Below are 22,330 nucleotides of genomic sequence, written 5' to 3'. Positions count from 1 at the left end.
ATTTGTAAGTTCATCTGAAGAATCATCTTCAAAATAGCCTGCAATGATCATATATGTCATCTGAAGAAGGTTTGCTTTATCAATTTGATATCAGAATAATACAGAATCCTAAAAAATTCTTAATAATATATATTTAATTACTTCATCCGGCAATTCAATATATTTAAAAAAACTGGCATAAACAATAGCAAACAAAGGGGTATATATATTTGCGCTCTCTCCCCATTCAACTGTGCCGGAATGTGTCTTATTATTACGCAATTTTACAAAAGATGCTATACTTTTCTCATTTACTGACGGTAATGAGTATTTTGACACGATTTCATTCACTACATCATTATTTTCATTATATAGTATAAGGATTTTCTGCTTCAATGTATAATCCAGATATTGAAAAGCACTACTCATTGTAGTTTCCTTATTCACATCAATCTCATTATGTTCTTTGGCAAATTCTGCTATCGTATTTTTAATATTCTTTTTTAGTTCCTCAATAAGCGTATCTTTATATCTTTTTCTCTTACCACCTAGATGGTAAGAAACTTCTAATGCCGTACATAAATCTTGAATATTTTTAATTGATATTCGATTAACCATTTTATTATCTTCCGGAAGAAGTTCAAGCAATGAATCAGCCTTATTATTTATAATTCCATTTACTAAATTGGGAATATAATCAAAAACACTAAATATTGGAATTACTTTAAGCCTTTGCCTTATAGAATAATTCTCATAATGTTCAAAAATTTTGCATATTCCTGTCTTAAAATACTTTTGTTCAGAATTTCTTTGACTAAGATATACCTCTTCAAAACAAACGTTATTTTGAGAGGTCAAAATCGCAACTATTTTTTTTACTATAATGTAGTATTTTTCTATCTTTTCAAATTTCTGAGCATTTTCAAACGAGAATCGAAAAAACGTACACATTTTTCCAAGATTATATGCCACTTTATTTTCTGCATTATTAGTTTCTGATGTTTGTTCTACTGAAACAGTTAATGTTACTTTTTCATTTTCAATCTGAAATTTTGTTTTACGAGTGTAGTCACTCAAAGGACGCATTTTTATAGTTCTTTTCCCATCATATTTTAATAATTCAGAGATATCTGGTTGCTCTATTGCTATATCAGGAGTATGTAATGCATTTATATTTCCACCAAAAAATGTAATTGCATGAAATTTCCCCCAATCTTCCGTCAACATACTAAAAAATCCTTGAGTATTTCCAGCTGCCTTTATAATAATAGGCGTTGCAAATCTAATCGCCACATTAGTACCAATAAGATTTGTAATAAATTTTCCTTTACGCAATATCGCAATCATACTATCTTCATCTTTACCAAATAAATATTCCGGTGTATCTGTAATGTGTGATTTTATACGAGATAGAGAATCATATCTTTTTTTTTCGTCACTTTGTGCTGGAAGTAAAGTGACTATATTATCTGATACATTATATGTATAAGTATCGTCTTTCACCTTTATATAGCCGCAAAAATTCTCATTTATTTTTTTCATATAGGTAACACTCTCCTACTCATTTTATATCTTATTTTAACAGAATACTGAAATTTTTACTAGAAAAAGGTACCCCAGCCATAAGCCTGAGTGCCACCAGTTTACATAAATATTCTGCTATCAAACCACCTTGAACATGTTCTGTTTCAAAAGCTTATCATCCATATCCGAAATTCCCATCTCTTTTCTGGCGCTTCCCAATATCTTCATCTTCTGAAGTTCCTTTTCTACATCCTCAAGTCCTACATGTGTATAAATATTAAAACATACTGTTCTTCATAATCTGCAAAGTTCTTCCGAAATGTGTCTAATTCTTTGACCATACATATTCCTCCAACATCTACCTCGTTAATTGAATTTTCACCCCCGTTCCTCTTCTTGTAGCTCTCTTGTCTGTGACAGTGCTACAATCAATGATCCTCTAATCCTTTTCCCAAAAATCAATAAAATATCCAAGTTCCAAAACAACACCGGCAATTTCTCCCAATTCACTTGCTTGTTTTTCCGTTCTACCCCACTAGCTTTCAATTCTTTCTTCATTACTGCATAAGTAGGATGATCATTATAGTACAAAAAAGAATACTCACACAAGACTAAAATTCCTGCTTTCTAATGCAACAAAAAGATGCAAGATTTTTGTACAGACCCCCAAAAGTTAGACCAAAATCTAATGATTAGGAGGTCGGTATTTTTATGGCAAAACATAGTTTTGAATTCAAGAAGAAAGTTGTTTTAGAATATTTGGATGGCAAAGGTGGAACGTCATATCTTTCCAAAAAATATGGACTTGGCTCCGATTCACAGTTACGCAAATGGATTAATGCATACAATGCGTTCGGTGATGAAGGATTAATGCGTTCTCGTAAACAATCAAAATACTCTTTCGAAAAGAAGATTTCTGTTGTAGAGTTATATCTATCAAGTGAAATTTCATATCAAGACTTGGCGATTCAAGAAGGGATTAGCAATCCAAGTATGATTACTAACTGGGTTAATCGCTTTCGTGCTGCCGGTCCTGATGCTTTGAAATCTCGCAAGAAAGGTCGAAAGAAAACGTTGGATAAACCTAAGATAGATATTAAAGCTCAGGAAGCGGAAGAAAGAATAGTTGATACAAGTGCAGAACATATTAGAGAATTAGAAGACGAACTGCTTAAGTTAAGAATTGAGAATGCCTTTTTAAAAGAACTGAGGAGGCTGCGTTTAGAGGACGAGGCAAAAATGAGAGAAAGGCACTCGTCATCAACAGCCTCCGAGGAGAATTCAAACTAAAAGACCTTCTCTCTTATACAGGTATGCCTAAAGCAACATATATGTACTGGCAGAAAAGAATCGATAAGGAAAACCCTGACAAAGAAATCGAGGAGAAGATTATTGAAATCAGAGAGACTCACAAGAATTATGGCTATCGTCGAGTTGTTGGAGAATTAAGAAATCAAGGCTATTGTGTAAACAAAAAGAAAGTACAACGCATAATGCAGAAGCTTGGTTTACAGGTTACTTCTTTCATTCGAAAAAGCCGCAAATACAGTTCGTACAAAGGAAAAATTGGAACGGTTGCCCCTAATCGTATAAGGAGACGATTTAACACATATATACCACATCAGAAGATTACAACAGATACTACAGAGTTTAAGTATTATGAGATTAATGCTAAAGGTCACATGACAATACATAAGCTTTATCTAGATCCATTTATGGATATGTGTAATGGTGAAATTATAAGCTATGGAATTGACAAGCACCCTTCAGCAAAGAATGTTATGGATGCATTGGAACAAGCTATTGTAATAACATCCGATTGCAAATATAGAAGAACTTTCCATTCGGATCAAGGCTGGGCTTACCAAATGAAAGCATACTCTCATCGTCTTAAGGAAGAACAAATCTTCCAAAGTATGTCTCTTAAGGGAAACTGTCACGATAACTCCGTTATGGAGAATTTCTTTGGATTGCTTAAACAAGAAATCTATTATGGTGTTATTTACTATAGCTATGATGAGCTAAAGTCAGAAATCGAACGGTACATAAAGTATTACAATGAACAAAGAATTAAAGAAAAACTAGGATGGCTAAGTCCAGTGCAATACAGGCTTAGACTCTTGGCTGTATAAAAATAGCGTAGCAGCCATATGAACTGCTACGCTAAAAAGTCTAACTTTTGGGGGTCGCATCATTTCCCACACCTTTACTATTCCAACTATTTCGATCTTCCAAAGGAGTGAATAAGGCGTAAATTCTATACTTACATCAAAGAAACCTAATAAAATTAAGGTTTTCATCCCATCCCTTAAACACTGCTTTGGCAGATGAAAAGTACTTTTACCGTAAACCTATTCCTATTTGTCTGCAGTATCGGCTGTGAACTACTCATAGCCTAAAGCCTATGGGTTTCCTGCTTCGCTGACCTCGCAACCTACTGTCTCCACAGGCGTTAATTCGGGCAGTCCCTGCCCTATTGTTTTTCTTATACTACTTTTCTTAATCCTTCTGCCAATATGTTTTTTGCCGCATTGATATCTCTATTATGTTTTGTATTGCAGAAAGGGCATATCCAATTTCTTACTTTTAGATCTTTTACATTTGTATTTTTATATCCACAACTAAAACATAGCTGACTGCTTGCATAAAATCTATCAATCTTAATATAATTTCTGCCGTTCCATTTTGACTTATATTCAAGTTGTCTTGTCAGCTCATAACATGATGTATCGCTGATAGATTTTGCTGAATTATGATTTTTTACCATATTTTTTAATTGTCTTCGAATTTTCATATTTCTTCCCGTCTGATGTGATACATAAATCTTTTATTCCTAAATCCACTCCTATCCGTCCGTTTGACTTTACAAGTGGACTATGTTCGGTTTCTACAAGAATAGACACATAGTACTTGCCACTTGGTACCTTAGATATAGTTGCCGCCTTTATCTGACCTAAGAATTTTCTATGTAATTATATTTTTACCCTTTTTAATTTTGGCAGCTTTATCCTTCCTCTATCAAAATCTACAGTTATATTCCCATTTGTAAAATTGGTTGTATATGACTTATGATTACCACGCTTACTCTTAAACTACAGATAACCTGCATGTTCTTTGAAAAACACTTCATGAGCCAAGCCCTTATTATCGTGATGGATACAACCTGTATCGCTGGATGCAGGAATATAAAACGCAACATCTGCTCTTCCTGCATGATATGAGGGTGCTAACTATAAACAATACAGCAGAACGCTGTTTAAGAGATTATAAGAGGAAGCAGACTTTTACAATGACATTTCGAAGCTTTGAAAGCATCGAAGAATTATGTAAGAGCAAGGGAGTGCTGCTTGGAGTACGAAAAAATAATCTAAACCTTTACACCGATGTCAAGGAAATCTTTAATATATAATATGGAGCTTGACCAGTGTGTTAGACTCCATAAGTTTAACGGATTAAGATGTAGAAGACAAGCTTACCTGTGTACAGTAACCATTGTTAATATAATGCTTGCAGTTTATTACTATATTTATATTATATTAATACATTTGTCGTGATATAATAATACCACAAGGAGGAATTGCTATGGATTGCTATGGATACTTATAGCGTAAGAGAAATAGCTGATATGCTAAATACAAATCCATAAACCGTCAGAAGGTGGATTCGTCCAGGTAAGCTTGAAGCGATTCAGGAATCAAGAAAATGTGGAAATATAGTAACAAAACCTATGCTGAATGCTTTTCTAAAGACCTCTCCTAAGTACGCCGGAATTTCAGGTGGGCTGTTAGTTTCTCCAGTTGGACTTACTACAGAAACCGTTGCCATTGTTGAAAAATTTCTTGCTCAACAATTTATTAAGAATGATGAAATCAAAAATGCTCATGTAAATACATCAGAAATATGTAAACTGCTGTTAGCTAATATACAATCTTCTAAAGAAAACATTGTTCGAAAGAAAAAAAGTATAAAGCATCTTCAGGAGGAGATTGAATAAGAACAGCAACGTATCGATGAAGCAAAAAAGCTCATAAAAGAATTTGATGAAAAGGTTCGAGGTCAAGAGGAGGAATAGTATGGCACAGAATTGGGATTACGCAGAATTGTCAAAGGCGGCCAAGACCGCTGGAGGCCCTGAAAAGTATGTTGAGCTACTTGAAAAGGCAAGTAAAGATGCAGGCAAAATGGAGATGGCACCTTGGATAGGTGTTGCAGTAATCGGAGCCTCTTTAGTAACTGCCGCAACTATCAAAGTAGTTGATTACTCCAAATATAAAAAGAAAAATAATGCTGCTGAGATAGAAAAGGCAAAAGAAGAAATCATAAAGGGTATTAAAGAGTATGATGCTACGCATCCAGATGAATAAGGAGGTATTGAAAATGAGTGAAAGATTTCCGGGGATTGATTGGTATTGTGACCGTTGCAATGCTTATTTAAATGACCAACCAGGATTTGACGACCATCATTATGTATGGAAGTGTACCGAGTGCGGTTATAAAAATAGTATTTCCTCTGATGATATTTACGAGTCAGAAGAAGATTTTAGAAATGTTAATAATTAATTTTTGAGGCAAACAAAATGACAAGAGAAGAACTTAAAGAACAGATTGATGAGCTTATGCAACAGTATGCCAATGAAGAAATTGATGGTGATACATATGCGCGAAAGATGATGGAATTAACCACATCTGCACAGAGAGATAACAACTAAAATTGATAATTCAAGGATAAGGTAAAGAGGCAAAACTATGCCATATAATTACAATGGAGATTTATACAAAATCGAAGTAGTAAAAAATTGCAGGATATGGGATTAGATATAAAAAGTGTAAACGCTCTAAACAAAATTATGGAGAAAATGGGTTTGCTTATTTATTATGGTAACAATTGGTGTACAACTGATGTAGGCGCCAAGTTTTCAATGTGGTATAAAGGTGTGTTGAATTCTGATGCATAGCACCTAGAATTCGTCGATGAAATTGCAAAGTTTCTAAAGAATAAATAATCGAAAAATGTCTTATCACTGGACTTAAAACCAGTAGTGAGGTGTCTATATTTCAGCTCTATGTAAGGTGTTGGGTGGGTTGATTTTCAACTCACCTTTTTGAAAATCTTTTAATGGATACGAAGCTTGATTAAAAAAATCGATATATATGCATATTAATTTTAATGTCCAAAGTGCCATTCAAAGTGCCAAAATGGCACTTTGAAATCTTTCTACTTCCTTTTGTGCTGTGTTTATTATATAATAAAGCACAAAAGAAAGCGGGTTATGAATAGAGATAATATTAAAAAAATTATAGAAAAAAACAATGGTATAATTACAGCAAAGGAAGTTGATAAACACGGTATTGACTCATGGTATCTTACGGATATGGTGAGAAAGGGTGAGCTTGAGAGAATTGGGAGAGGAATTTATTTTGATAACAGTTTTGATAACTATGATGAAATGTATTTTTTTCAACTTCAAAATAAAGTGTGTATATACTCATATCAAACTGCTATATATATACATGGATTAACTGAAAGACTTCCATACATAAATGAAGTTACAGTATATCAGGGGTATAATCCATGGAGATTTAAGGGGATGGTTAATGTACATCAAGTAAAAAAGGACTGGTATAAAATCGGCATTGTAGAAAAAAAAACTGATATGGGAAATCCTGTTTATGTTTATGATATGGAAAGGACCATTTGTGATATAGTTAGAGATAGGAAAAGACAGGATCCGGAGATATTTTCAAAAGCTTGGAAATTTTATCTTAAAAAAAGTTCGAGAGATATATGGAAACTTAGAGATTACGCAAATATATTTGGGATATCAGAACGTATTGAGAGTATTTTGGAGGTACTTGCCTATGAATAAAGACAGTATTACAAGTAAGCTGAGAAATAAAGCAAAGTCGCTTGGTCTGAATTATAATCTGGTGTTAAGTAAGTTTTTTTTCGATGAATTTCTAAAAATATTGTCAAAGAGTAAATATCGAGAAAATTTTATGCTAAAGGGAGGAATGCTTTTAACATATACACTTGGTGTACAAAATAGATCAACTCAAGATATTAATTTTTTAGTTAAAGGGGTAAGGCTTGATTCTGTAGAGATTAAAAAAATTCTTGACAGTGTTTTATATGATGAGTTTAGAACAGGGGTATGGTTTGAGACTATAGGAGATTGTGATGAAATAAGGTTGGAAGATGAGTATTGTGGGTTAAGATCTCATATCGTTGGACATTTATCTAATATGAGAATTAAATTTGCAATAGATATTGCAACAGGAGATCCGATATATCCATTTCCTAAATTAGATAATTATTCGACTATCATTGGGGAGGAAATAAATTTGATGCTTTATCCTCTGGAATCGGTTATATCAGAAAAGCTTCAAACAGTTTTGACAAGAGCTGAGAACAATAGTAGAAGTAAAGATTTTTATGATATATACACAATATTAAAAACTAAAACGGATAAAATAAATTTTGATTCATTGAAAGTTGCGGTATCACTTACTTTTAAGTATAGAAATACCATATTGACAAGAGAAGACTCATTAAATATTGCAAACAGAATTTACAATAACAAATACATTAAAGATAGATGGATAAGATATAAAAATAAGAATCCATATGCCAAAGATATAGAATTCGAATCTATTATGGATGAGATAATTAAACTTATAGAGATGGTTATGTAAATAGAAATATTGTATAAACAAAAGTTATAAAAGGAGATATATAATGCCGGAAAGAATTAAAGAAGAAGCAAAAAAAGTCAATATTTCAGAGCTGTTTTATGATCTGGTTTTTGTTTATGGAGTTTCAAGAATTACGCATATTTTTCATGGCCTGAATGAAGGAATTATCAGTGGTCATGAGATACTTCTTTATGTAGTTGTTTTTATTTGTTTTTTAAGTGTATGGAATATTCAGATGGTACATATGAACCGCTATGGAAAACATGATTTATACCATATGTTCATCATGTGTGTATTACAGATGCCGGCACTACTGTTTATAGCTGCAAATGTGTTGGTTGAACTTGATAAGACATGGTTAAGGTTTTCGTTAGCATTATTGTGACTGGCGCTTGTACAGCTTTTACAATATGTATACGCCTATGTTATGCACAAGGAGAATGCTGATAATAAAAAATTGATTACAGATTTTATTAGAATTCTTACAGTAAGAATTGTCGCAATATTGTTAAGTCTGCTATTTACCGGAAATGTAAGTATAATTTTAGCAGGAGTAGGCGTATCTCTAAGCATCATGAGTACAAAAATGTTTGAAAAAGATATGAGAAAAGTTCCTGTTAATATGCCTCATCTTATTGAACGATTGACACTTTTAACGATAATTACACTTGGAGAGATGATTGTAGCCACAGGAGAATATTTCGAAGTTGAAAACTTCAGTATTTATTCGGTGTTGTTGCTTATTCAAATAGTAGGTATGTTCTTATTTTACGCAATTGAATTTGACCATGTAATTGATGAGAACCTGCCGGCACAAAGCGGTGCAGGAATTATATATAATCATTACTTTGTGTGGTTCGGACTGAACTTATGCACAATAGATTTTGACTATGCAAATGATAAGCTGGGTACGGCGATTATAGTAATTATGTTCTTAGGATATCTTCTATTTTATTTCGGAGTGTTGAACAGTCTACGCTACAATAAAAAGGGACACAGATTGGATAAAATATTTATAATTCCAATTGTAACAGTGTATTTGATAGGATTCGGCTTGTCATATTATTTTAGAGATAGTGCAAAGTTGCTTACAGTAATATGTACTCTTGTCGTTGTCTTGGAAGCGGCACTCTTTATCGGTAGTAATATAGTAAGTCTTTCTAAAGAGGTGGAAATCAAGAAGAAAATATGACTGTAAGTACTTAATAAAAGATATAATATTAAAAATTTTAAAAGGGACTTTTGCTAAATTTAAATTGCTATAGAAAAAAATAACAATATCCTGACAATTACGAGGCGCTTTAGCTTTGTAACTTTGTCAGGATATTTTATTTATATATAATACTTTCTATTTTTGAGCATAATACTAAGGTGGAAAATTTTATGCCTTTTTTATTCTTTTATAATCACTGTCAAAATATTTTCCATTACGTATATCATCTGTCATACCGGGATAAGGTGCTTCACATATAACATCTTCATTATCAGCTCCTGCATCTCCTATATAGGTAATTGTAGCAAATTCAGGTACAATATATTTAGGGTATGTATCATATTTTTCTCTGGCTTCAATCATTTTTTCAATATGTTCATTCTGGTAGCATACTGTAATCTCAGGATGTTCATGAACCCATTTTGGGAAAAAGATACAACCATGTAGTTTATTTTCATTAGGCATAAAATCAAGTGCTACATCCGTTCCTGTAGGCTCCGTCCATGTAATCTTAAATACTCCGTCAGTAAGTTTTACAATTTCAGCCTTCTGGTCTTTAACCCAAACCCATCGTCCCGCAACCATTCCGCCATGTATACGGTAGTCGACTGTATGGTCATTTTTAGCATACCATTCGTATTCCCAGCCGTTATCATATGTGTAAATAAAATGTGTTCCTATAAAGTCTTCTAAATCCTTGAAATATTTTTTCATCTTCAACCTCCATCATAAGTATAATGAATTTCACCTGTACAACATATTATGTCATTGGCTAAATCTAAATTCTTATATCCTATTTATAGCATAACGGTGCGTGTTCATCCATCAACGTATTGACAATACACCTGTAACAAATTGTTTATACGGTATGATATCAGTAGTATTACATTTATGTGTAATTTATTATATATTCTTTTAATTTGGAAATAATATTTTCGTTACAGTGGTTATGACGGTATAACAATGATATTTTCCATGGTATTGCATCTTTAATCTTTATCTTATGAATATTGTCAGGAATGGTATTATCTTTATGAATGTCTGCGTCAATTCCGATTCCAAGTCTTTTATTGCAAAATTTGTATATCAAAGTATTCTCCATAGTACTTATTGTTATATTTGGAACAAAGCCAAAATCACTGCAACGTTGTATGAGGTTATGATAGCTGGCATATTTTTCGTTAAGTGAAATTAAAGGTTGATCTTTCAATTCTTTTATACTAAGAGATGTATAATTGTAAAATTGATGGCCTTCATAGACTAAAGCATTCATGTTTCCTGTATATACTGTTATTGCCTTTAACTCTGGCTTGAGTTTGTTCCTATAATAAATCCTACATCAAGAGAGTTATTTAAAAGATTTTGGGTCACTTCCTGATTTTCCATTTCTTCCCATTGAAACTGAAAAGAGGAGTGTGAGCCAGTATCATTCAATAATTGTTCCAAATTAAGCACATTAAGAGTTCCACATGCGAAACCTATATGAAGAATACTTTGTTTGGTATTTAATTGTTTCATTTTTTGCTTTATATTTTCCATGTGATAAAGAAGTTCACGGCTATGTGTATATAAATAATCTCCATATTCAGTTGGGATTGTTCCGGTTGATGTGCGTTCAAAAAGTACGGCTTGAAATTCATACTCCAGTTTTCTAATTATACGGCTTAGCCCCTGTGGAGTAATAAAAAGCTCACCGGCAGCTTTGTTAATACTGCCTTCTTCATACACAAGTCGAAAACACCGAAGATCTCTTGTATCCATAAAGTAATAAGTTCCTTTCCGTTATATCAACAATCTACACGTGATATTTTATTCCTTTTTTGGTGAATATATGTTACTACCAAAGACAATGAATGTAAATAAAAATTAAATCGTGGTTTTCTTTATCTGATGAGTCTAAAAGAATCATACTTGTACACGCAAAACCGGCGGAAAAGTCGGTAAGAGTTCAAATTACTTCAAAGTAAATTGAAGTTTGTTTGAAGTGATATTGAAGTTGACTTTGAAGTGATATTGAAGTAACATTGAAGTAGTTCAGACAAGGAGTGTAGAATATGTTTTTGGAGGAGATAACAGGTGATGTAAAGCCGGAAAGTGATAAGCTTGAGTGTAAAGCAGTTTTAAACAGAGAAGATGTCGTTGGTTGGCTTAAAAGTATTGCCGGATTTGCAAATGCATCAGGTGGAGATTTCTATATCGGAGTTGAGGATAAGACGAATAAACTGATAGGTTTTGACAGGAAAGCAGCTGATAATGAAAGAAATTACTTTAATAATCAGGTAAATGAGCATTTGACACCAAGACCACAAATGAAAATTTCGTTTTTAAGTTATGAGGTGCGTGGAAATGAACGATTTATAATAAAGGTGAGTATAGAAGAATCTACTATAAAACCCGTAATTCTAAAATATAAAAATATTCCGGCTATTTTTATGAGGCGTGACGGATTTACGAATGGAGCAACTTATGAAGAAATCATAGATATGAGTGTAAGAAGTAAAAATACACAATACGATATTTTAATATCTGACATTAAATATAATCCGGAAAAATTTTCAATGCTTAGAGAGTTCTATAAGAAATATAATAATGGGAAGACTTTGAAAGATAAGGCATTACAGTCATTAGGATTTTTTAATGAAGAAGATTATTTGTCTAACGGTGCAGTTTTATTTCAAGATGATTATAAGGGTAACAAAACCGATGTACAGTGCTCCGTATTTTCCGGATCAAATAGGGGAAGCGACAGAGTCGTTACTATTAATCGCTTTAAAGGGAATGTAATAGCGAGTATAAGTTATATTATTGACTTTGTAAATCAAAGAATGAATCATAGTATTATAAAGCTTGATGAAGGTAGAGTAGATATTGATTCATATCCGGCAAGAGCCCTATTTGAAGGTGTAATAAATGCAATTGCTCATAGAGATTATTATCTGGACGGAACACAAATTCAAGTCGATATGTTTAAGGACAGATTGGAAATATCATCACCCGGAGGTTTTTACAGAGGTGATAAATTTGGAAAAACGTATGATTTATCTAAAATTATTTCAAAGAGAAGAAATGAAGTAATATCAGGAGTTTTAGTTTTATGTAATGTAATGGAGGCGGCAGGTACAGGCTTTGATAAGATAGTAGAGGAGTATAAGTCAGCAGATGAAGCACATAAGCCATATATTTATTCAAAGTCCGATCACTTTACATTGGTATTGCCGGATCTAACATATGATAGAGGTATTGAAAATAATGATGTACCAAATATTAGATTTCAGCCTGTTCCACAAGGAACGGAGCTTGATAAAAAGGTACTGTCATTTTGTTATCATAGAGCACATAAGGTCTCTGAGATAGTGGAATACTTGGGAATCAGTGATTCAACATATTTTAGAAAGAAAGTTTTGGCTAATCTTGAAAAAAACGGGTATTTAGAAAAGAGTAAGTTATCAAGAGCGGCGTTTTATAAGACAAATCATAGCATGGTAAGTATTGAATGATGTAGTTTGATATAAGATTATTTATTGAAAGTCAGTCCGGCAAAGATCCGGGCTGATTTTTTTATTCATTTTGATATATAAGACTAGATTATTCATGGCAACACCATGAAAGTGGCTTAAAGCCACATAATTACTATATTTTAACAAAACATTGCTTTCACCTAGTAAGTGAATAAAAAAAGAGCGTCCATTTGTGGTAAAATTAAGGTGCTAAAACTCAAAAAACACACAAAGGAGCCCTTTATGAGTATTGTAAACACCTTATCACTTGAAAGCAATAGAAAAATTAAAATTAATTTCGATGGAGGCGATTTATCCTCCGATTCAGGCTTGCTTCTTATAAAAGAATTCGTAAGTAAACTTAGCATTGATAAACTTTTCAGTCAATCATTTAAGACCAATGACTTTGCATTATTCCGTTATCACACTGATAAAGAAAACCTTCTTCAGATGATATATATGATCATTGCAGGCTATTTTGAAGATGATTCTTCAGATGAACTTACAAATGATCCTGTGTTTAAAGCAGTGCTAAATAAAGACACTTTAATCACAACCGACCATTTCAAGATTTCATAATCGAATGGATGAGGATTCTTTGAATCAGTTCCTTTCAATAAATCAAATCCTTCGAAAGAAAGTTTATAGCATTCAGATGCCTGAAGCTATCATTTTAGATTTGGACTCAACACTTCTTAATGCCTATGGCAAACAGGAAGGCAGAGCATTTAACTTCCACTATCAAAGTAACGGTTATCATCCACTTGTTTGCTATGATGGAATCACAGGAGATTTAATTAAAATTCAACTTCGCGATGGGACTCAGTATTCAAGCACAGGAGTTGTGGACTTTCTTCAGCCTATACTTGATGAATATCTTGAAGATTTTCCAGAAATCAAACTTTTCCTTAGAGGAGATAGTGGCTTTGCAACGCCCGGTTCATATAAACAGTGTGAGGAAAATGGTACCGGCTATGTAATTCGTTTGAAAGAAAATGCTATACTTCGTGATAAGGCATCATATCTTGTAGATGAACTTGATGAAATCACAAAAAACAACAAAGTAGATTATGCTGTAGTTTATGGTGAATTCATGTATCAGGCAGGTCCTTGGCCTTATGAAAGACGTGTTGTCTGTAAAGTTGAAAAACCTGAAAACCAAATGACTTACATGTATACATTCATTGTTACAAACATGGAGTCATCCCCTGAATATCTTATCAAGTTCTATTGTAAAAGAGGCCTGATGGAAAATTTCATAAAGGAAAGTATAACAGGCTTTGACTTTGCTTCTGTTAGCAGTCATATTTCCTTAGCGCCATTTTGCGGTATTCAGATGGAAACAGCCCTGTATTGTTTTTAAAATTTGCCGCAAATCTTCCTGCATTGGAATATCCCACAGCCAAGGCAACCTGTTCGATTGCAAGGTCTGTAGACGTTAAGAGCATTTCCGCATGGCTCATACGTCGCTGTCTGATGTATTCAGAAATTGTGCAGCTATATATGTGCTTAAAAGAGTTCTTCAACTTTGTTGTACCCATACAGGCTATTCGTGCGAGCATATCAAGTGGAAGGTCCGAGTTGAAATGGTCATTGATATATGAGGCAACATTGTTCAATGCATCAATGTCCTGCCTAGAAATTCGTACACAAGGATCATTTTTACTTTTCTTTCCGCGTTCATAAACAAGAGAGACAGCTTCAGCGACCTTGGCCTCATAGAACAACTTGGCCGGTATGCCGTCTCCCTTATAATCCCAAACCTGACGCAAAAGATGTGACATTTCCGGGAAGTCAAGTGTCTGTCCAACGCGGATAAAAGCCTCGTGCGGAGACAGGTAGTCATCGGGATAGCTTTCTTTCAGATATTTTTCATAATATGCAGGAAATACCTCTATTCCCACAGAACGAATCGGGATATTTTTATGCATAATGGATTTATATTCATCATGCCCTCCGTAAAAGGTTTTTACACATCCTGCAGTTAAGCGGCGGTAAGGAGTTAACTCCTCTCCGGACACAGAATCATAGTAGGTAATGCTTAGACATTCTGGAGTATTAAGAGATACAAAGCTATCTTCAAAAAAATAGAAATCATGGATTTTAATATCAAACAAATCTTTTTCTCCATAGACCCAGTAATATCCACAGGCAACTTCCTTCGGAGCGAGATACAATTTTCCTGCAGGGCTAAAGTCAGGAGATGATTCTACTTTAACAAATCCGCTGTGGGTAAGCCATTCTTCATAAAATTCGTTTATTTCCATATAATCACATCAAAATCATACATATCGGACATTATTTCATACATATCAGGCAAATAACTCTTGGTCATATTGTATTGCTTTCCTTGTTATTCTATACTATTTACACTATTAGTAATATTTAACTGAATATTACCACAGTATCTATAAAATATCAATACACTAACCATAAAGGGGGTCATTAGTTATGACAAATGAAACAAACATTAAGAAACAGAAATTTACGATTAAGGAACTTATTACGGTAGGTATTTTTTCTGCAATTATTTTTATATGCATCTCTTTGAGCGGAGGGCCATTTGCAATGTTCCCGGCCTTAACCTTTTATTATCCGGTAGGTGGTGCTCTTCTTGCAGGACCTGTGTATCTTTTGCTGATTGCGAAAGTACCAAAACCCGGACCAATCTTTACCGTAGGACTTTTGATGGCAATATTTTGTTATGTGACCGGTATGCATATAGGCATGACTATCGGATATCTGGCCGGAAGCGTACTGGCGGAATTTGTGGCAGGGACAGGACGCTATAGGAACATAAAAATCAACATTCTTTCCTACATTGTTTTCTGCCTCGGAGGAACCGGGTCATATATTGCATATTTCATCAATCCTAAGGCTTGGGTGAGTAGGATGCTGGAGAAAGGTACACCTCATGAGTATCTGGATACAATGGCAGCTTCAGTTAACAATTTTATTTTGATAACTATGTTTGCAGGTACAGTTTTAGTGGCTCTTTTCAGCGGTTTTGTCGGAAGTAAACTATTGAAGAAACAATTTGAAAAAGCTGGAATAACTGCATGATTTTAAGAGAATACACTAGAAACAGTACCAGGATGCAGTTTGACCCACGCACAAAAATCATTTTGCTGATTCTATGCGTAATTTCAGCAACAATTGCTCCGTCGCTTCTGTACGAGAGTGTGCTTGTTTTTGCAATTGCAGTATTTGGATGTGCAAGTGGGAAAGTTCTCAGGTCACTTTTATGCGCGGCATTTTATGGTGCCTTTTATATGTTGACGCTGTTTATTATGTCACTTGAAAAAGGGGTGCTTTACACTGTGTTTACATCATGGCTAGGCTTGTTTTATGCAGTCTACCCATGTGTTTTCTTAGCAGGCATTATTCTTTCCACAACAAAGGTGAGTGAGTTTTTAACCGCAATGAATAAGGCGCATATTCCTAATAAGGTGGTTATTCCTTTGGCAGTTATGATTAGATATATTCCCACGGTTCGTGAAGACTGGGGTTATATCAAAGACGCCATGAGGCTTAGGGATGTAACTCCTTCAGTTCTTGGATTCCTTAAAAAACCTGCAATGACAGTTGAATGTCTGTATGTTCCATTGCTGATGACGGCTTCAAATTCAGCAGATGAATTATCTGCTGCAGCACTCACACGCGGGATAGAGAACCCAAGACCACGTACCTGCCTTCTTCGGATATATTTGCGGGGAAGGGACTGGGCAGTTATGGTTCTTGCGGTCTGCGTACTTGTTTTGGGTTTTGCTTGGGAAAGGATAGTGTAGCGTATGATTGAGTTTAAGCATGTATCTTTCTCGTATGACTTAAACATGGAGCAGGAAGATACACAGGAAATAGATAATTTGCATGACATCAATTTGACAGTAAATGATGGGGAATGCGTCCTTCTCTGTGGGAAAAGCGGATGCGGAAAATCCACGTTGACGCGCCTTGTAAATGGGCTTATCCCACATTTTTATTCCGGTAAGCTGACAGGAGAAGTTTTGCTTGACGGGAGGGACATATCGAAAATGCCGATGTATGAAACTGCGTCCCTGGTAGGCTCGGTATTTCAGAATCCAAGGACACAGTTCTTTAATGTAGACACAGACAGTGAAATCGCTTTTGGAGTGGAAAATCTAGCGTTACCAAGGAAACAGATTGAAGAAAAAGTTGAGGCTGCCACAAAGGATTTGGAGATTGAAAATCTACGGGGAAGAAATATTTTCTCTCTTTCAGGAGGAGAAAAGCAGAAGATTGCTTTTGCCTCCGTATATGCCATGAATCCTTCTGTCTATCTCTTGGATGAACCGTCATCCAATCTGGACATGGAATCGGTGGTTGCTTTAAGGGAGCATATTAAAAGGCTTAAGGCTCAGGGAAAGACGGTTTTAATTGTCGAGCATAGGCTATATTACCTGATAGGTATCGCTGACCGAGTCATAGTACTTGATGAGGGTCAGATAAAAAAGGTTTACTCTGCCAAAAAGTTCGGGGCTTTGACAGATGAAGAGCGCAGGTGTATGGGCCTTCGAACGATTGACTTACTAAGAGAGGTTCCTGAGATAGTCATAGAGGAAGAACAGGATGTAAAACTAGAGCTAGAAGATGTCTCTCTGTTCTACAGGAAAAAATCCGTGGTAGAAAATATTAGTGTAAAAATTTCAAGGGGAGAGGTGATAGCACTTATTGGGGAAAATGGCACAGGGAAAACAACATTTTCACGGTCTCTTTGCGGATTGCATAGAGAGATAAAAGGGGATTATTTCTGGGATGGCAAAGTCATATCGAAGAAAAAACGGCAGAAGATCGCCTATATGGTCATGCAAGACGTAAATTATGAGCTTTTTGCAGAGAGTGTAGAAGCAGAATGTTCCTTTGGAATAAAGAACCCGGATTTAGATGTAGTCACAGATGTGATGGATGTGCTAGGACTGACACATTTTGCTAAACGGCATCCCGGCACTCTTTCAGGTGGACAAAAGCAACGATTGGCTGTCGCTGTGAGTCAAGTCTGTAAAAAAGAACTAATCATCTTTGACGAGCCTACAAGTGGACTGGATTATGAAAGTATGGCAAGAGTTGCTAAAATTGTGCGTGACCTCTCCGAACAGAGGAAAATTATATTTGTTGTTACACATGATTATGAATTTTTTTGCAGGACATGCAGTCGTATGCTTGTATTTTCTGATGGAAAAATAAGTAACGATTTAAAATGCCGTGCAGATAATAAGGAGGAGATTAGGCAGTTATTCTTTCGTGCTGCGGGTGAAAATATTGGAGGTGATTTTTTTGAATAAGGATCAGGAAAAACCGGTGAAATTACTGTTTAAATGGGCGGGCAATGATAAATGGTATTTATTAGCCTCTGTCTTGTGTGCATTCTTAAGTGGACTGTTTGTAATCGGAGTATATATCGGCATTTATCGCCTGATGGATGCCGTCCTTCTTGGAACGCTCACACGGAAAGTATTGACAGATTGTATAGTTTTGGTAACAACCACAACAATTCTTCGCATGATACTGCTTGGCCTGTCAGGAGTACTCTCGCATAAAGGGGCCTATAACACCCTGTTCAAGGTTAGATGTATGATTATAGATCATCTGGCGAAGATTCCGCTTGGATACATCAATGAGCGGAGTACAGGTGAAATCAAAACTATCTTGAATGAGAACATTGAGAAGTTAGAGTTATGTCTCGCACATAACATTCCTGAGCTTGTCAGCTATCTTACCGGTCCTGTCGTAATTTTTGCCTATCTTATGACGGTGAATGTAACACTGGCACTTATTTCCCTGATTCCTCTTGTTTTGGATATTCCAGTGATGATGTCAGTGTTTAAGAAAATGTCTGATATGCTGCCTGAGGCTAACGTATCGCTTGAAGGCTTCAATTCTGTCATGGTCGAATATGTCCGCGGAATGCGTCTGATTAAGGCATACCGGATGGGCAGCAAATCATTTAAAAAATTTACAGAAGCTATTTTTGACGGTAACAGGGCATGGAACAAGATTTCGGAAAAGACTGCTCCTTTGTATGCTGTGTTCATCCTGTTGTTGGAGTCTGGGCTTTTGTTAATTGTTCCCATTGGAGGGAGGCTTTTTCTGCGGGGATCTATCTCAGCCAGTGCATTTCTCCTGTTTGCCTATATCGGTTCGTTATATTTGACAGAATTACTTCCGCTTCAGCAACTTGCAGGAAACTTCGCACAGGCGTTTAGCGGTATTACAAAAGCAAAAGAAATATTGGAAATTCCGATATTTGAAGGTGGAGACACTTTCCCGGAAAAATACGATATCGAACTTAAGGATGTGCGCTTTTCCTATGACGGGAAAACAAATGTGCTTGAAAATTGCGGCCTATACATAAGGGATGGCGAGAAGATTGCCGTTGTGGGAGCATCGGGAGCGGGTAAAAGCACCATTGCAGCACTTATTGCACGCTTCTACGACGTGGACTGCGGAGAGGTTATGATTGGAGGGAAAAATGTCAAAAACATTAGATATGAAACTCTCCTTCAGAATATATCTATTGTATTTCAGAAGACCTTTCTTACACAGGACTCAGTCTTTGATAATATCTGTATGGGGATGAATGCTTCTCTTACGCAGGTGAGGGAGGCTGCAAGCAAAGCACAGATTGATGATTTTATTATGTCACTTCCTGATGGATATGATACAAAGGTCGGAAGTTATGGATCCCGATTTTCAGGGGGAGAAAAGCAGCGGATTGCCATTGCAAGGGCAATCTTAAAAAATGCACCGATTCTTATTTTGGACGAAGCAACGAGTGCCGCTGATCCGGAAAATCAGATGGAGATTGACAAGGCAATCAAGAACCTCTGCAAAGGAAAAACCGTCATCATTATTGCACATCGCCTAAGTGTGGTCAGAATGTGCGATAGGGTGTTGGTAGTAGAGAATAATACGATTACAGATATTGGAACACATGACGAATTGATTTCGCGGAATATATATTATCAAAAAAGCTGGAAAAGCTATGAATTATCAAGAAATATCACCTATGGGAAAGGAGGAAGATGACAGACAAAAATCTTTTCCATAAGAATTCTAGGTTTTACTGCGGTCTGATATTGACCGTTTTGGAAGGACTTCTTTCAGGAATCAACTACATTGTCATTTACATGGTGCTTAAGATGCTGTATGAGAGAGTTACTGATATTAAGAACATCTTTAGTATATCCTGCCTCGTAGGAATAATTTTTGTGATACGTCTTGTCATTTATAGCATTGGCTATACACAGAGTCAAGTAGGAGGTGCTGAGATATCTAAAAATATCCGTCTGGGACTTGGAGATAAGCTAAGGAAGGTTCCATTATCCTGTTTTACCCAAAAACGAGAAGGACAATATATAAATATCATGACTGCAGATGTGAATAGTTATGAGCAGATTCTTACGCACAAGCTTGCAGCCCTTGTGAAAAACGGGGTTTTGTCCGTTATAGTGCTTGCTTTTGTCAGTGTACTATATTTCCCTGCTGCAGTCATTCTTATGATTTCACTTTTTCTACTAATACCTGAAATGTGGCTGTCGTTTCGAATTGTGAAAAAGTACGGTATGGAGAAGAATTTAGTTACAGCAAAAGCCGTAGGACAGATAGTTGAGTACATTGACGGAATTCAGACATTCCGTTCATATGGAATGGGTGGTACTAAAAATAGGAATACAACAGAAACATTGCGAAAATTCAGCACAGTCAGTTATCAATATGAGGCGCATGGCATACCTGTTAATTTTGCTTTTAATATTGTAAATTGGCTCACTGTCCCACTGGTTATGTTGATTGGATACATTCCATGGCAGTCAGGCAGTATTAGTGCTATTACCTTTCTGTTTCTATGTATGCTGCCTATGGTTTTAGCAAAGCTTACTGCATCGATTTCGGTTGATATGTTCAGTTACAGAAATCTCTTGATATCAAAGGCAAATATTAAAAATGTGCTGGCAGAAAATGAAGAATCGAAAAGTACAGAGGTCTTTTCACCAAAAGAGCATGGCATATCGTTTCGCAATGTGTCGTTTTCATATGCGCAGGAGGAACCTGTTCTAAAAAATATTAGTTTTTCGATACCTGACCACGGACTAACCGTAATCGTGGGTGACTCAGGCTCGGGCAAATCAACGATTCTGAATCTAATTGCAAAGTATTATGATCCTGATAGCGGAGAAATTGGCATTGGAGGGCAATCTATCCGTAATGTCAATGCAGAAGATGTGCTTGCACTAATATCAATGGTAGACCAGGACACCTTCTTGTTTAATGATACAGTAAGGGAAAACATACGCTATGCAAAACCGTCATCTACAGATGAAGAAATAGAGAATGCCTGCAAGAAGGCCAACTGTGATCAGTTTATCCACAAATTGGAAGAAGGTTATGATACATCTATAGGCGAAAATGGGAATTTGCTTTCAGGTGGTGAAAGGCAACGGCTTTCTATAGCACGTGCTATATTGAAAGACAGTCCGATACTGCTTCTTGACGAGGCGACATCTTCTTTGGACATTGAGAATGAATTCGCTGTAAAACAGGCAATTTCAAATCTTCTGCAGGAAAACAAGACTGTTGTGATGATTGCCCACACATTGTCTATTACAAAAAATGCCGATCAGATTCTCGTTGTGGCTGATGGAAAGGTAGTAGAGTCGGGTACCCATGAAAAACTTCTGGCATTGGGTGGTAAATATACTGCTATGTGGAATGCTGAGATCCATACTTTTTATTAGTTATCCTCCGGAATCTGTTATATCAGAAAAGCTTCAAACGGTTTTGACCGGAGCTGAGAACAATAGCAGAAGTAAAGATTTTTATGATATATACATAATATTAAAAACTAAAACAGATAAAATAAATTTTGATTCATTGAAAGTTGCGGTATCACTTACTTTTAAGTATAGAAATACAATATTGACAAAAGAAAACTCATTAAATATTGCAAACAGAATTTACAATAATAAACCTGAATTATTCACGGTACAATAATTTGAAGCCTGTTGGCATTTACAATTCTTGCATGACTGCTGACAGAAGCAAAGTCAAAACCTGTTTTACTTTCCTTTATGAAGTTTTCCATCAAGCCTCTTTTGCAATAGAATTTGATAAGATATTCAGGGGACGACTCCATGTTTGTAACAATGAATGTATACATGTAAGTCATTTGGTTTTCAGGTTTTTCAACTTTACAGACAACACGTCTTTCATAAGGCCAAGGACCTGCCTGATACATGAATTCACCATAAACTACAGCATAATCTACTTTGTTGTTTTTTGTGATTTCATCAAGTTCATCTACAAGATATGATGCCTTATCACGAAGTATAGCATTTTCTTTCAAACGAATTACATAGCCGGTACCGTTTTCCTCACACTGTTTATATAATTGCTTTCAAGTGATAAG

At 35.4% G+C, this 22,330-nt stretch carries 20 protein-coding genes and 4 pseudogenes; 17 read left to right on the top strand and 7 right to left on the bottom strand.

What is annotated here, in order from left to right; translation table 11 throughout:
• Positions 1–108: 108 nt before the first annotated feature.
• Positions 109–1,521, bottom strand: coding sequence for a hypothetical protein (locus ACO6FI_RS06975; protein ID WP_485456722.1), 1,413 nt, complete (start codon positions 1,519–1,521; stop codon positions 109–111).
• A gap of 693 nt (positions 1,522–2,214) precedes the next feature.
• Between ACO6FI_RS06975 and ACO6FI_RS06970 the strand changes: the two genes are divergently transcribed.
• A protein-coding gene (locus ACO6FI_RS06970) for an IS3 family transposase (RefSeq protein WP_485456721.1) occupies positions 2,215–3,635 on the top strand; the annotation gives its coding sequence in 2 pieces (ribosomal slippage) (positions 2,215–2,782 and positions 2,782–3,635; 1,422 coding nt in all).
• Between the two features lie 353 nt (positions 3,636–3,988).
• On the opposite strand, the gene ACO6FI_RS06965 is transcribed toward ACO6FI_RS06970, so the two are convergent.
• Positions 3,989–4,297, bottom strand: coding sequence for an RNA-guided endonuclease TnpB family protein (locus tag ACO6FI_RS06965; RefSeq protein ID WP_485456720.1), 309 nt, complete (start codon positions 4,295–4,297; stop codon positions 3,989–3,991).
• A gap of 333 nt (positions 4,298–4,630) precedes the next feature.
• Between ACO6FI_RS06965 and ACO6FI_RS06960 the strand changes: the two are divergent.
• The 8 genes and pseudogenes from ACO6FI_RS06960 to ACO6FI_RS06925 all read left to right on the top strand — a co-directional run.
• Positions 4,631–4,912 (top strand): annotated as a pseudogene (locus ACO6FI_RS06960) (IS66 family transposase); the annotation flags it as partial.
• 318 nt (positions 4,913–5,230) lie between these two features.
• On the top strand, positions 5,231–5,497 hold the full coding sequence (locus ACO6FI_RS06955) for a hypothetical protein (protein ID WP_485456719.1): 267 nt from the start codon (positions 5,231–5,233) through the stop codon (positions 5,495–5,497).
• A gap of 79 nt (positions 5,498–5,576) precedes the next feature.
• Positions 5,577–5,867 carry a hypothetical protein gene (locus ACO6FI_RS06950; RefSeq protein ID WP_485456718.1) on the top strand — a complete coding sequence of 97 codons (291 nt, stop codon included), beginning with the start codon at positions 5,577–5,579 and terminating at the stop codon, positions 5,865–5,867.
• Between the two features lie 13 nt (positions 5,868–5,880).
• Positions 5,881–6,063, top strand: a complete 183-nt coding sequence (locus ACO6FI_RS06945) for a Sec23/Sec24 zinc finger-containing protein (protein WP_485456717.1) — start codon at positions 5,881–5,883, stop codon at positions 6,061–6,063.
• A 17-nt stretch (positions 6,064–6,080) separates the two neighbouring features.
• Complete coding sequence (locus ACO6FI_RS06940) at positions 6,081–6,212, top strand: hypothetical protein (RefSeq protein WP_485456716.1); 132 nt, start codon at positions 6,081–6,083, stop codon at positions 6,210–6,212.
• Positions 6,213–6,773: 561 nt separating this feature from the next.
• The gene (locus ACO6FI_RS06935; protein WP_485456715.1) at positions 6,774–7,370 is read left to right on the top strand and encodes a type IV toxin-antitoxin system AbiEi family antitoxin domain-containing protein; all 597 of its coding nucleotides are present in this window, start codon (positions 6,774–6,776) and stop codon (positions 7,368–7,370) included.
• Positions 7,363–8,196: a nucleotidyl transferase AbiEii/AbiGii toxin family protein gene (locus ACO6FI_RS06930; protein WP_485456714.1), complete on the top strand. Its 834-nt coding sequence runs from the start codon at positions 7,363–7,365 to the stop codon at positions 8,194–8,196. The genes ACO6FI_RS06935 and ACO6FI_RS06930 overlap by 8 nt, the downstream gene beginning before the upstream one ends.
• 43 nt (positions 8,197–8,239) lie before the next feature.
• Positions 8,240–9,388 (top strand): annotated as a pseudogene (locus ACO6FI_RS06925) (low temperature requirement protein A).
• Between the two features lie 189 nt (positions 9,389–9,577).
• On the opposite strand, the gene ACO6FI_RS06920 reads toward ACO6FI_RS06925, so the two are convergent.
• The 3 genes from ACO6FI_RS06920 to ACO6FI_RS06910 all read right to left on the bottom strand — a co-directional run bounded on the left by ACO6FI_RS06920 (position 9,578) and on the right by ACO6FI_RS06910 (position 11,170).
• A complete protein-coding gene (locus tag ACO6FI_RS06920; RefSeq protein ID WP_485456713.1) occupies positions 9,578–10,123 on the bottom strand; it encodes a phenolic acid decarboxylase in 546 nt (181 codons plus the stop codon).
• A gap of 175 nt (positions 10,124–10,298) precedes the next feature.
• Positions 10,299–10,682, bottom strand: a complete 384-nt coding sequence (locus ACO6FI_RS06915; RefSeq protein WP_485456712.1) for a LysR family transcriptional regulator substrate-binding protein — start codon at positions 10,680–10,682, stop codon at positions 10,299–10,301.
• A gap of 26 nt (positions 10,683–10,708) precedes the next feature.
• Entirely contained in the window at positions 10,709–11,170 is a 462-nt protein-coding gene (locus ACO6FI_RS06910; RefSeq protein ID WP_485456711.1) for a LysR family transcriptional regulator, read from the bottom strand.
• A gap of 293 nt (positions 11,171–11,463) precedes the next feature.
• Between ACO6FI_RS06910 and ACO6FI_RS06905 the strand changes: the two genes are divergently transcribed.
• Both ACO6FI_RS06905 and ACO6FI_RS06900 read left to right on the top strand, forming a co-directional pair.
• Positions 11,464–12,906 (top strand): ATP-binding protein, encoded by a 1,443-nt coding sequence (locus ACO6FI_RS06905; RefSeq protein ID WP_485456710.1) that lies wholly within the window; start codon positions 11,464–11,466, stop codon positions 12,904–12,906.
• Between the two features lie 243 nt (positions 12,907–13,149).
• Positions 13,150–14,260 (top strand): annotated as a pseudogene (locus ACO6FI_RS06900) (IS1380 family transposase); the annotation flags it as partial.
• Here the strand turns inward: ACO6FI_RS06900 and ACO6FI_RS06895 are convergent.
• Entirely contained in the window at positions 14,202–15,173 is a 972-nt protein-coding gene (locus ACO6FI_RS06895) for a helix-turn-helix domain-containing protein (protein WP_485456709.1), read from the bottom strand. The pseudogene ACO6FI_RS06900 and the gene ACO6FI_RS06895 overlap by 59 nt on opposite strands.
• 184 nt (positions 15,174–15,357) lie before the next feature.
• Here ACO6FI_RS06895 and ACO6FI_RS06890 point away from each other — a divergent pair, with 184 nt between their 5' ends.
• From ACO6FI_RS06890 to ACO6FI_RS06865, 6 genes are read left to right on the top strand one after another with little or no spacing between them, the layout of a single operon-like run.
• Entirely contained in the window at positions 15,358–15,969 is a 612-nt protein-coding gene (locus tag ACO6FI_RS06890) for an MptD family putative ECF transporter S component (protein WP_485456708.1), read from the top strand.
• The gene (locus ACO6FI_RS06885; RefSeq protein WP_485456707.1) at positions 15,966–16,694 is read left to right on the top strand and encodes an energy-coupling factor transporter transmembrane component T; all 729 of its coding nucleotides are present in this window, start codon (positions 15,966–15,968) and stop codon (positions 16,692–16,694) included. Before ACO6FI_RS06890 ends, ACO6FI_RS06885 begins: the two co-directional genes overlap by 4 nt.
• Before the next feature lie 3 nt (positions 16,695–16,697).
• On the top strand, positions 16,698–18,209 hold the full coding sequence (locus ACO6FI_RS06880; RefSeq protein WP_485456706.1) for an ABC transporter ATP-binding protein: 1,512 nt from the start codon (positions 16,698–16,700) through the stop codon (positions 18,207–18,209).
• Positions 18,202–19,953, top strand: coding sequence for an ABC transporter ATP-binding protein (locus ACO6FI_RS06875; RefSeq protein ID WP_485456705.1), 1,752 nt, complete (start codon positions 18,202–18,204; stop codon positions 19,951–19,953). Before ACO6FI_RS06880 ends, ACO6FI_RS06875 begins: the two co-directional genes overlap by 8 nt.
• A complete protein-coding gene (locus ACO6FI_RS06870) occupies positions 19,950–21,659 on the top strand; it encodes an ABC transporter ATP-binding protein (RefSeq protein ID WP_485456704.1) in 1,710 nt (569 codons plus the stop codon). Before ACO6FI_RS06875 ends, ACO6FI_RS06870 begins: the two co-directional genes overlap by 4 nt.
• Positions 21,589–21,915: a nucleotidyl transferase AbiEii/AbiGii toxin family protein gene (locus ACO6FI_RS06865; protein ID WP_485456703.1), complete on the top strand. Its 327-nt coding sequence runs from the start codon at positions 21,589–21,591 to the stop codon at positions 21,913–21,915. Before ACO6FI_RS06870 ends, ACO6FI_RS06865 begins: the two co-directional genes overlap by 71 nt.
• Here ACO6FI_RS06865 and ACO6FI_RS06860 read toward each other — a convergent pair.
• Positions 21,914–22,312 (bottom strand): annotated as a pseudogene (locus ACO6FI_RS06860) (transposase); the annotation flags it as partial. The gene ACO6FI_RS06865 and the pseudogene ACO6FI_RS06860 sit on opposite strands and share 2 nt — an antisense overlap.
• Positions 22,313–22,330 lie beyond the last annotated feature (18 nt).

The sequence above is a fragment of the Lachnoanaerobaculum sp. genome (assembly GCF_057250505.1).
The sequence above is the reverse complement of the archived record's forward strand: the minus strand, read 5'-3'. Positions and strand labels throughout refer to the sequence as shown.

Bases quoted from the DNA above. Each gene is read 5' to 3' on its own strand.
- ACO6FI_RS06930 (WP_485456714.1), top strand. From the start codon at position 7,363: ATGAATAAAGACAGTATTACAAGTAAGCTGAGAAATAAAGCAAAGTCG.
- ACO6FI_RS06910 (WP_485456711.1), bottom strand. From the start codon at position 11,170: ATGGATACAAGAGATCTTCGGTGTTTTCGACTTGTGTATGAAGAAGGC.
- ACO6FI_RS06950 (WP_485456718.1), top strand. From the start codon at position 5,577: ATGGCACAGAATTGGGATTACGCAGAATTGTCAAAGGCGGCCAAGACC.
- ACO6FI_RS06870 (WP_485456704.1), top strand. From the start codon at position 19,950: ATGACAGACAAAAATCTTTTCCATAAGAATTCTAGGTTTTACTGCGGT.
- ACO6FI_RS06865 (WP_485456703.1), top strand. From the start codon at position 21,589: ATGAAAAACTTCTGGCATTGGGTGGTAAATATACTGCTATGTGGAATG.
- ACO6FI_RS06975 (WP_485456722.1), bottom strand. From the start codon at position 1,521: ATGAAAAAAATAAATGAGAATTTTTGCGGCTATATAAAGGTGAAAGAC.
- ACO6FI_RS06890 (WP_485456708.1), top strand. From the start codon at position 15,358: ATGACAAATGAAACAAACATTAAGAAACAGAAATTTACGATTAAGGAA.
- ACO6FI_RS06935 (WP_485456715.1), top strand. From the start codon at position 6,774: ATGAATAGAGATAATATTAAAAAAATTATAGAAAAAAACAATGGTATA.
- ACO6FI_RS06965 (WP_485456720.1), bottom strand. From the start codon at position 4,297: ATGAAAATTCGAAGACAATTAAAAAATATGGTAAAAAATCATAATTCA.
- ACO6FI_RS06955 (WP_485456719.1), top strand. From the start codon at position 5,231: ATGCTGAATGCTTTTCTAAAGACCTCTCCTAAGTACGCCGGAATTTCA.
- ACO6FI_RS06895 (WP_485456709.1), bottom strand. From the start codon at position 15,173: ATGGAAATAAACGAATTTTATGAAGAATGGCTTACCCACAGCGGATTT.
- ACO6FI_RS06915 (WP_485456712.1), bottom strand. From the start codon at position 10,682: ATGAATGCTTTAGTCTATGAAGGCCATCAATTTTACAATTATACATCT.
- ACO6FI_RS06885 (WP_485456707.1), top strand. From the start codon at position 15,966: ATGATTTTAAGAGAATACACTAGAAACAGTACCAGGATGCAGTTTGAC.
- ACO6FI_RS06880 (WP_485456706.1), top strand. From the start codon at position 16,698: ATGATTGAGTTTAAGCATGTATCTTTCTCGTATGACTTAAACATGGAG.
- ACO6FI_RS06940 (WP_485456716.1), top strand. From the start codon at position 6,081: ATGACAAGAGAAGAACTTAAAGAACAGATTGATGAGCTTATGCAACAG.
- ACO6FI_RS06905 (WP_485456710.1), top strand. From the start codon at position 11,464: ATGTTTTTGGAGGAGATAACAGGTGATGTAAAGCCGGAAAGTGATAAG.
- ACO6FI_RS06920 (WP_485456713.1), bottom strand. From the start codon at position 10,123: ATGAAAAAATATTTCAAGGATTTAGAAGACTTTATAGGAACACATTTT.
- ACO6FI_RS06945 (WP_485456717.1), top strand. From the start codon at position 5,881: ATGAGTGAAAGATTTCCGGGGATTGATTGGTATTGTGACCGTTGCAAT.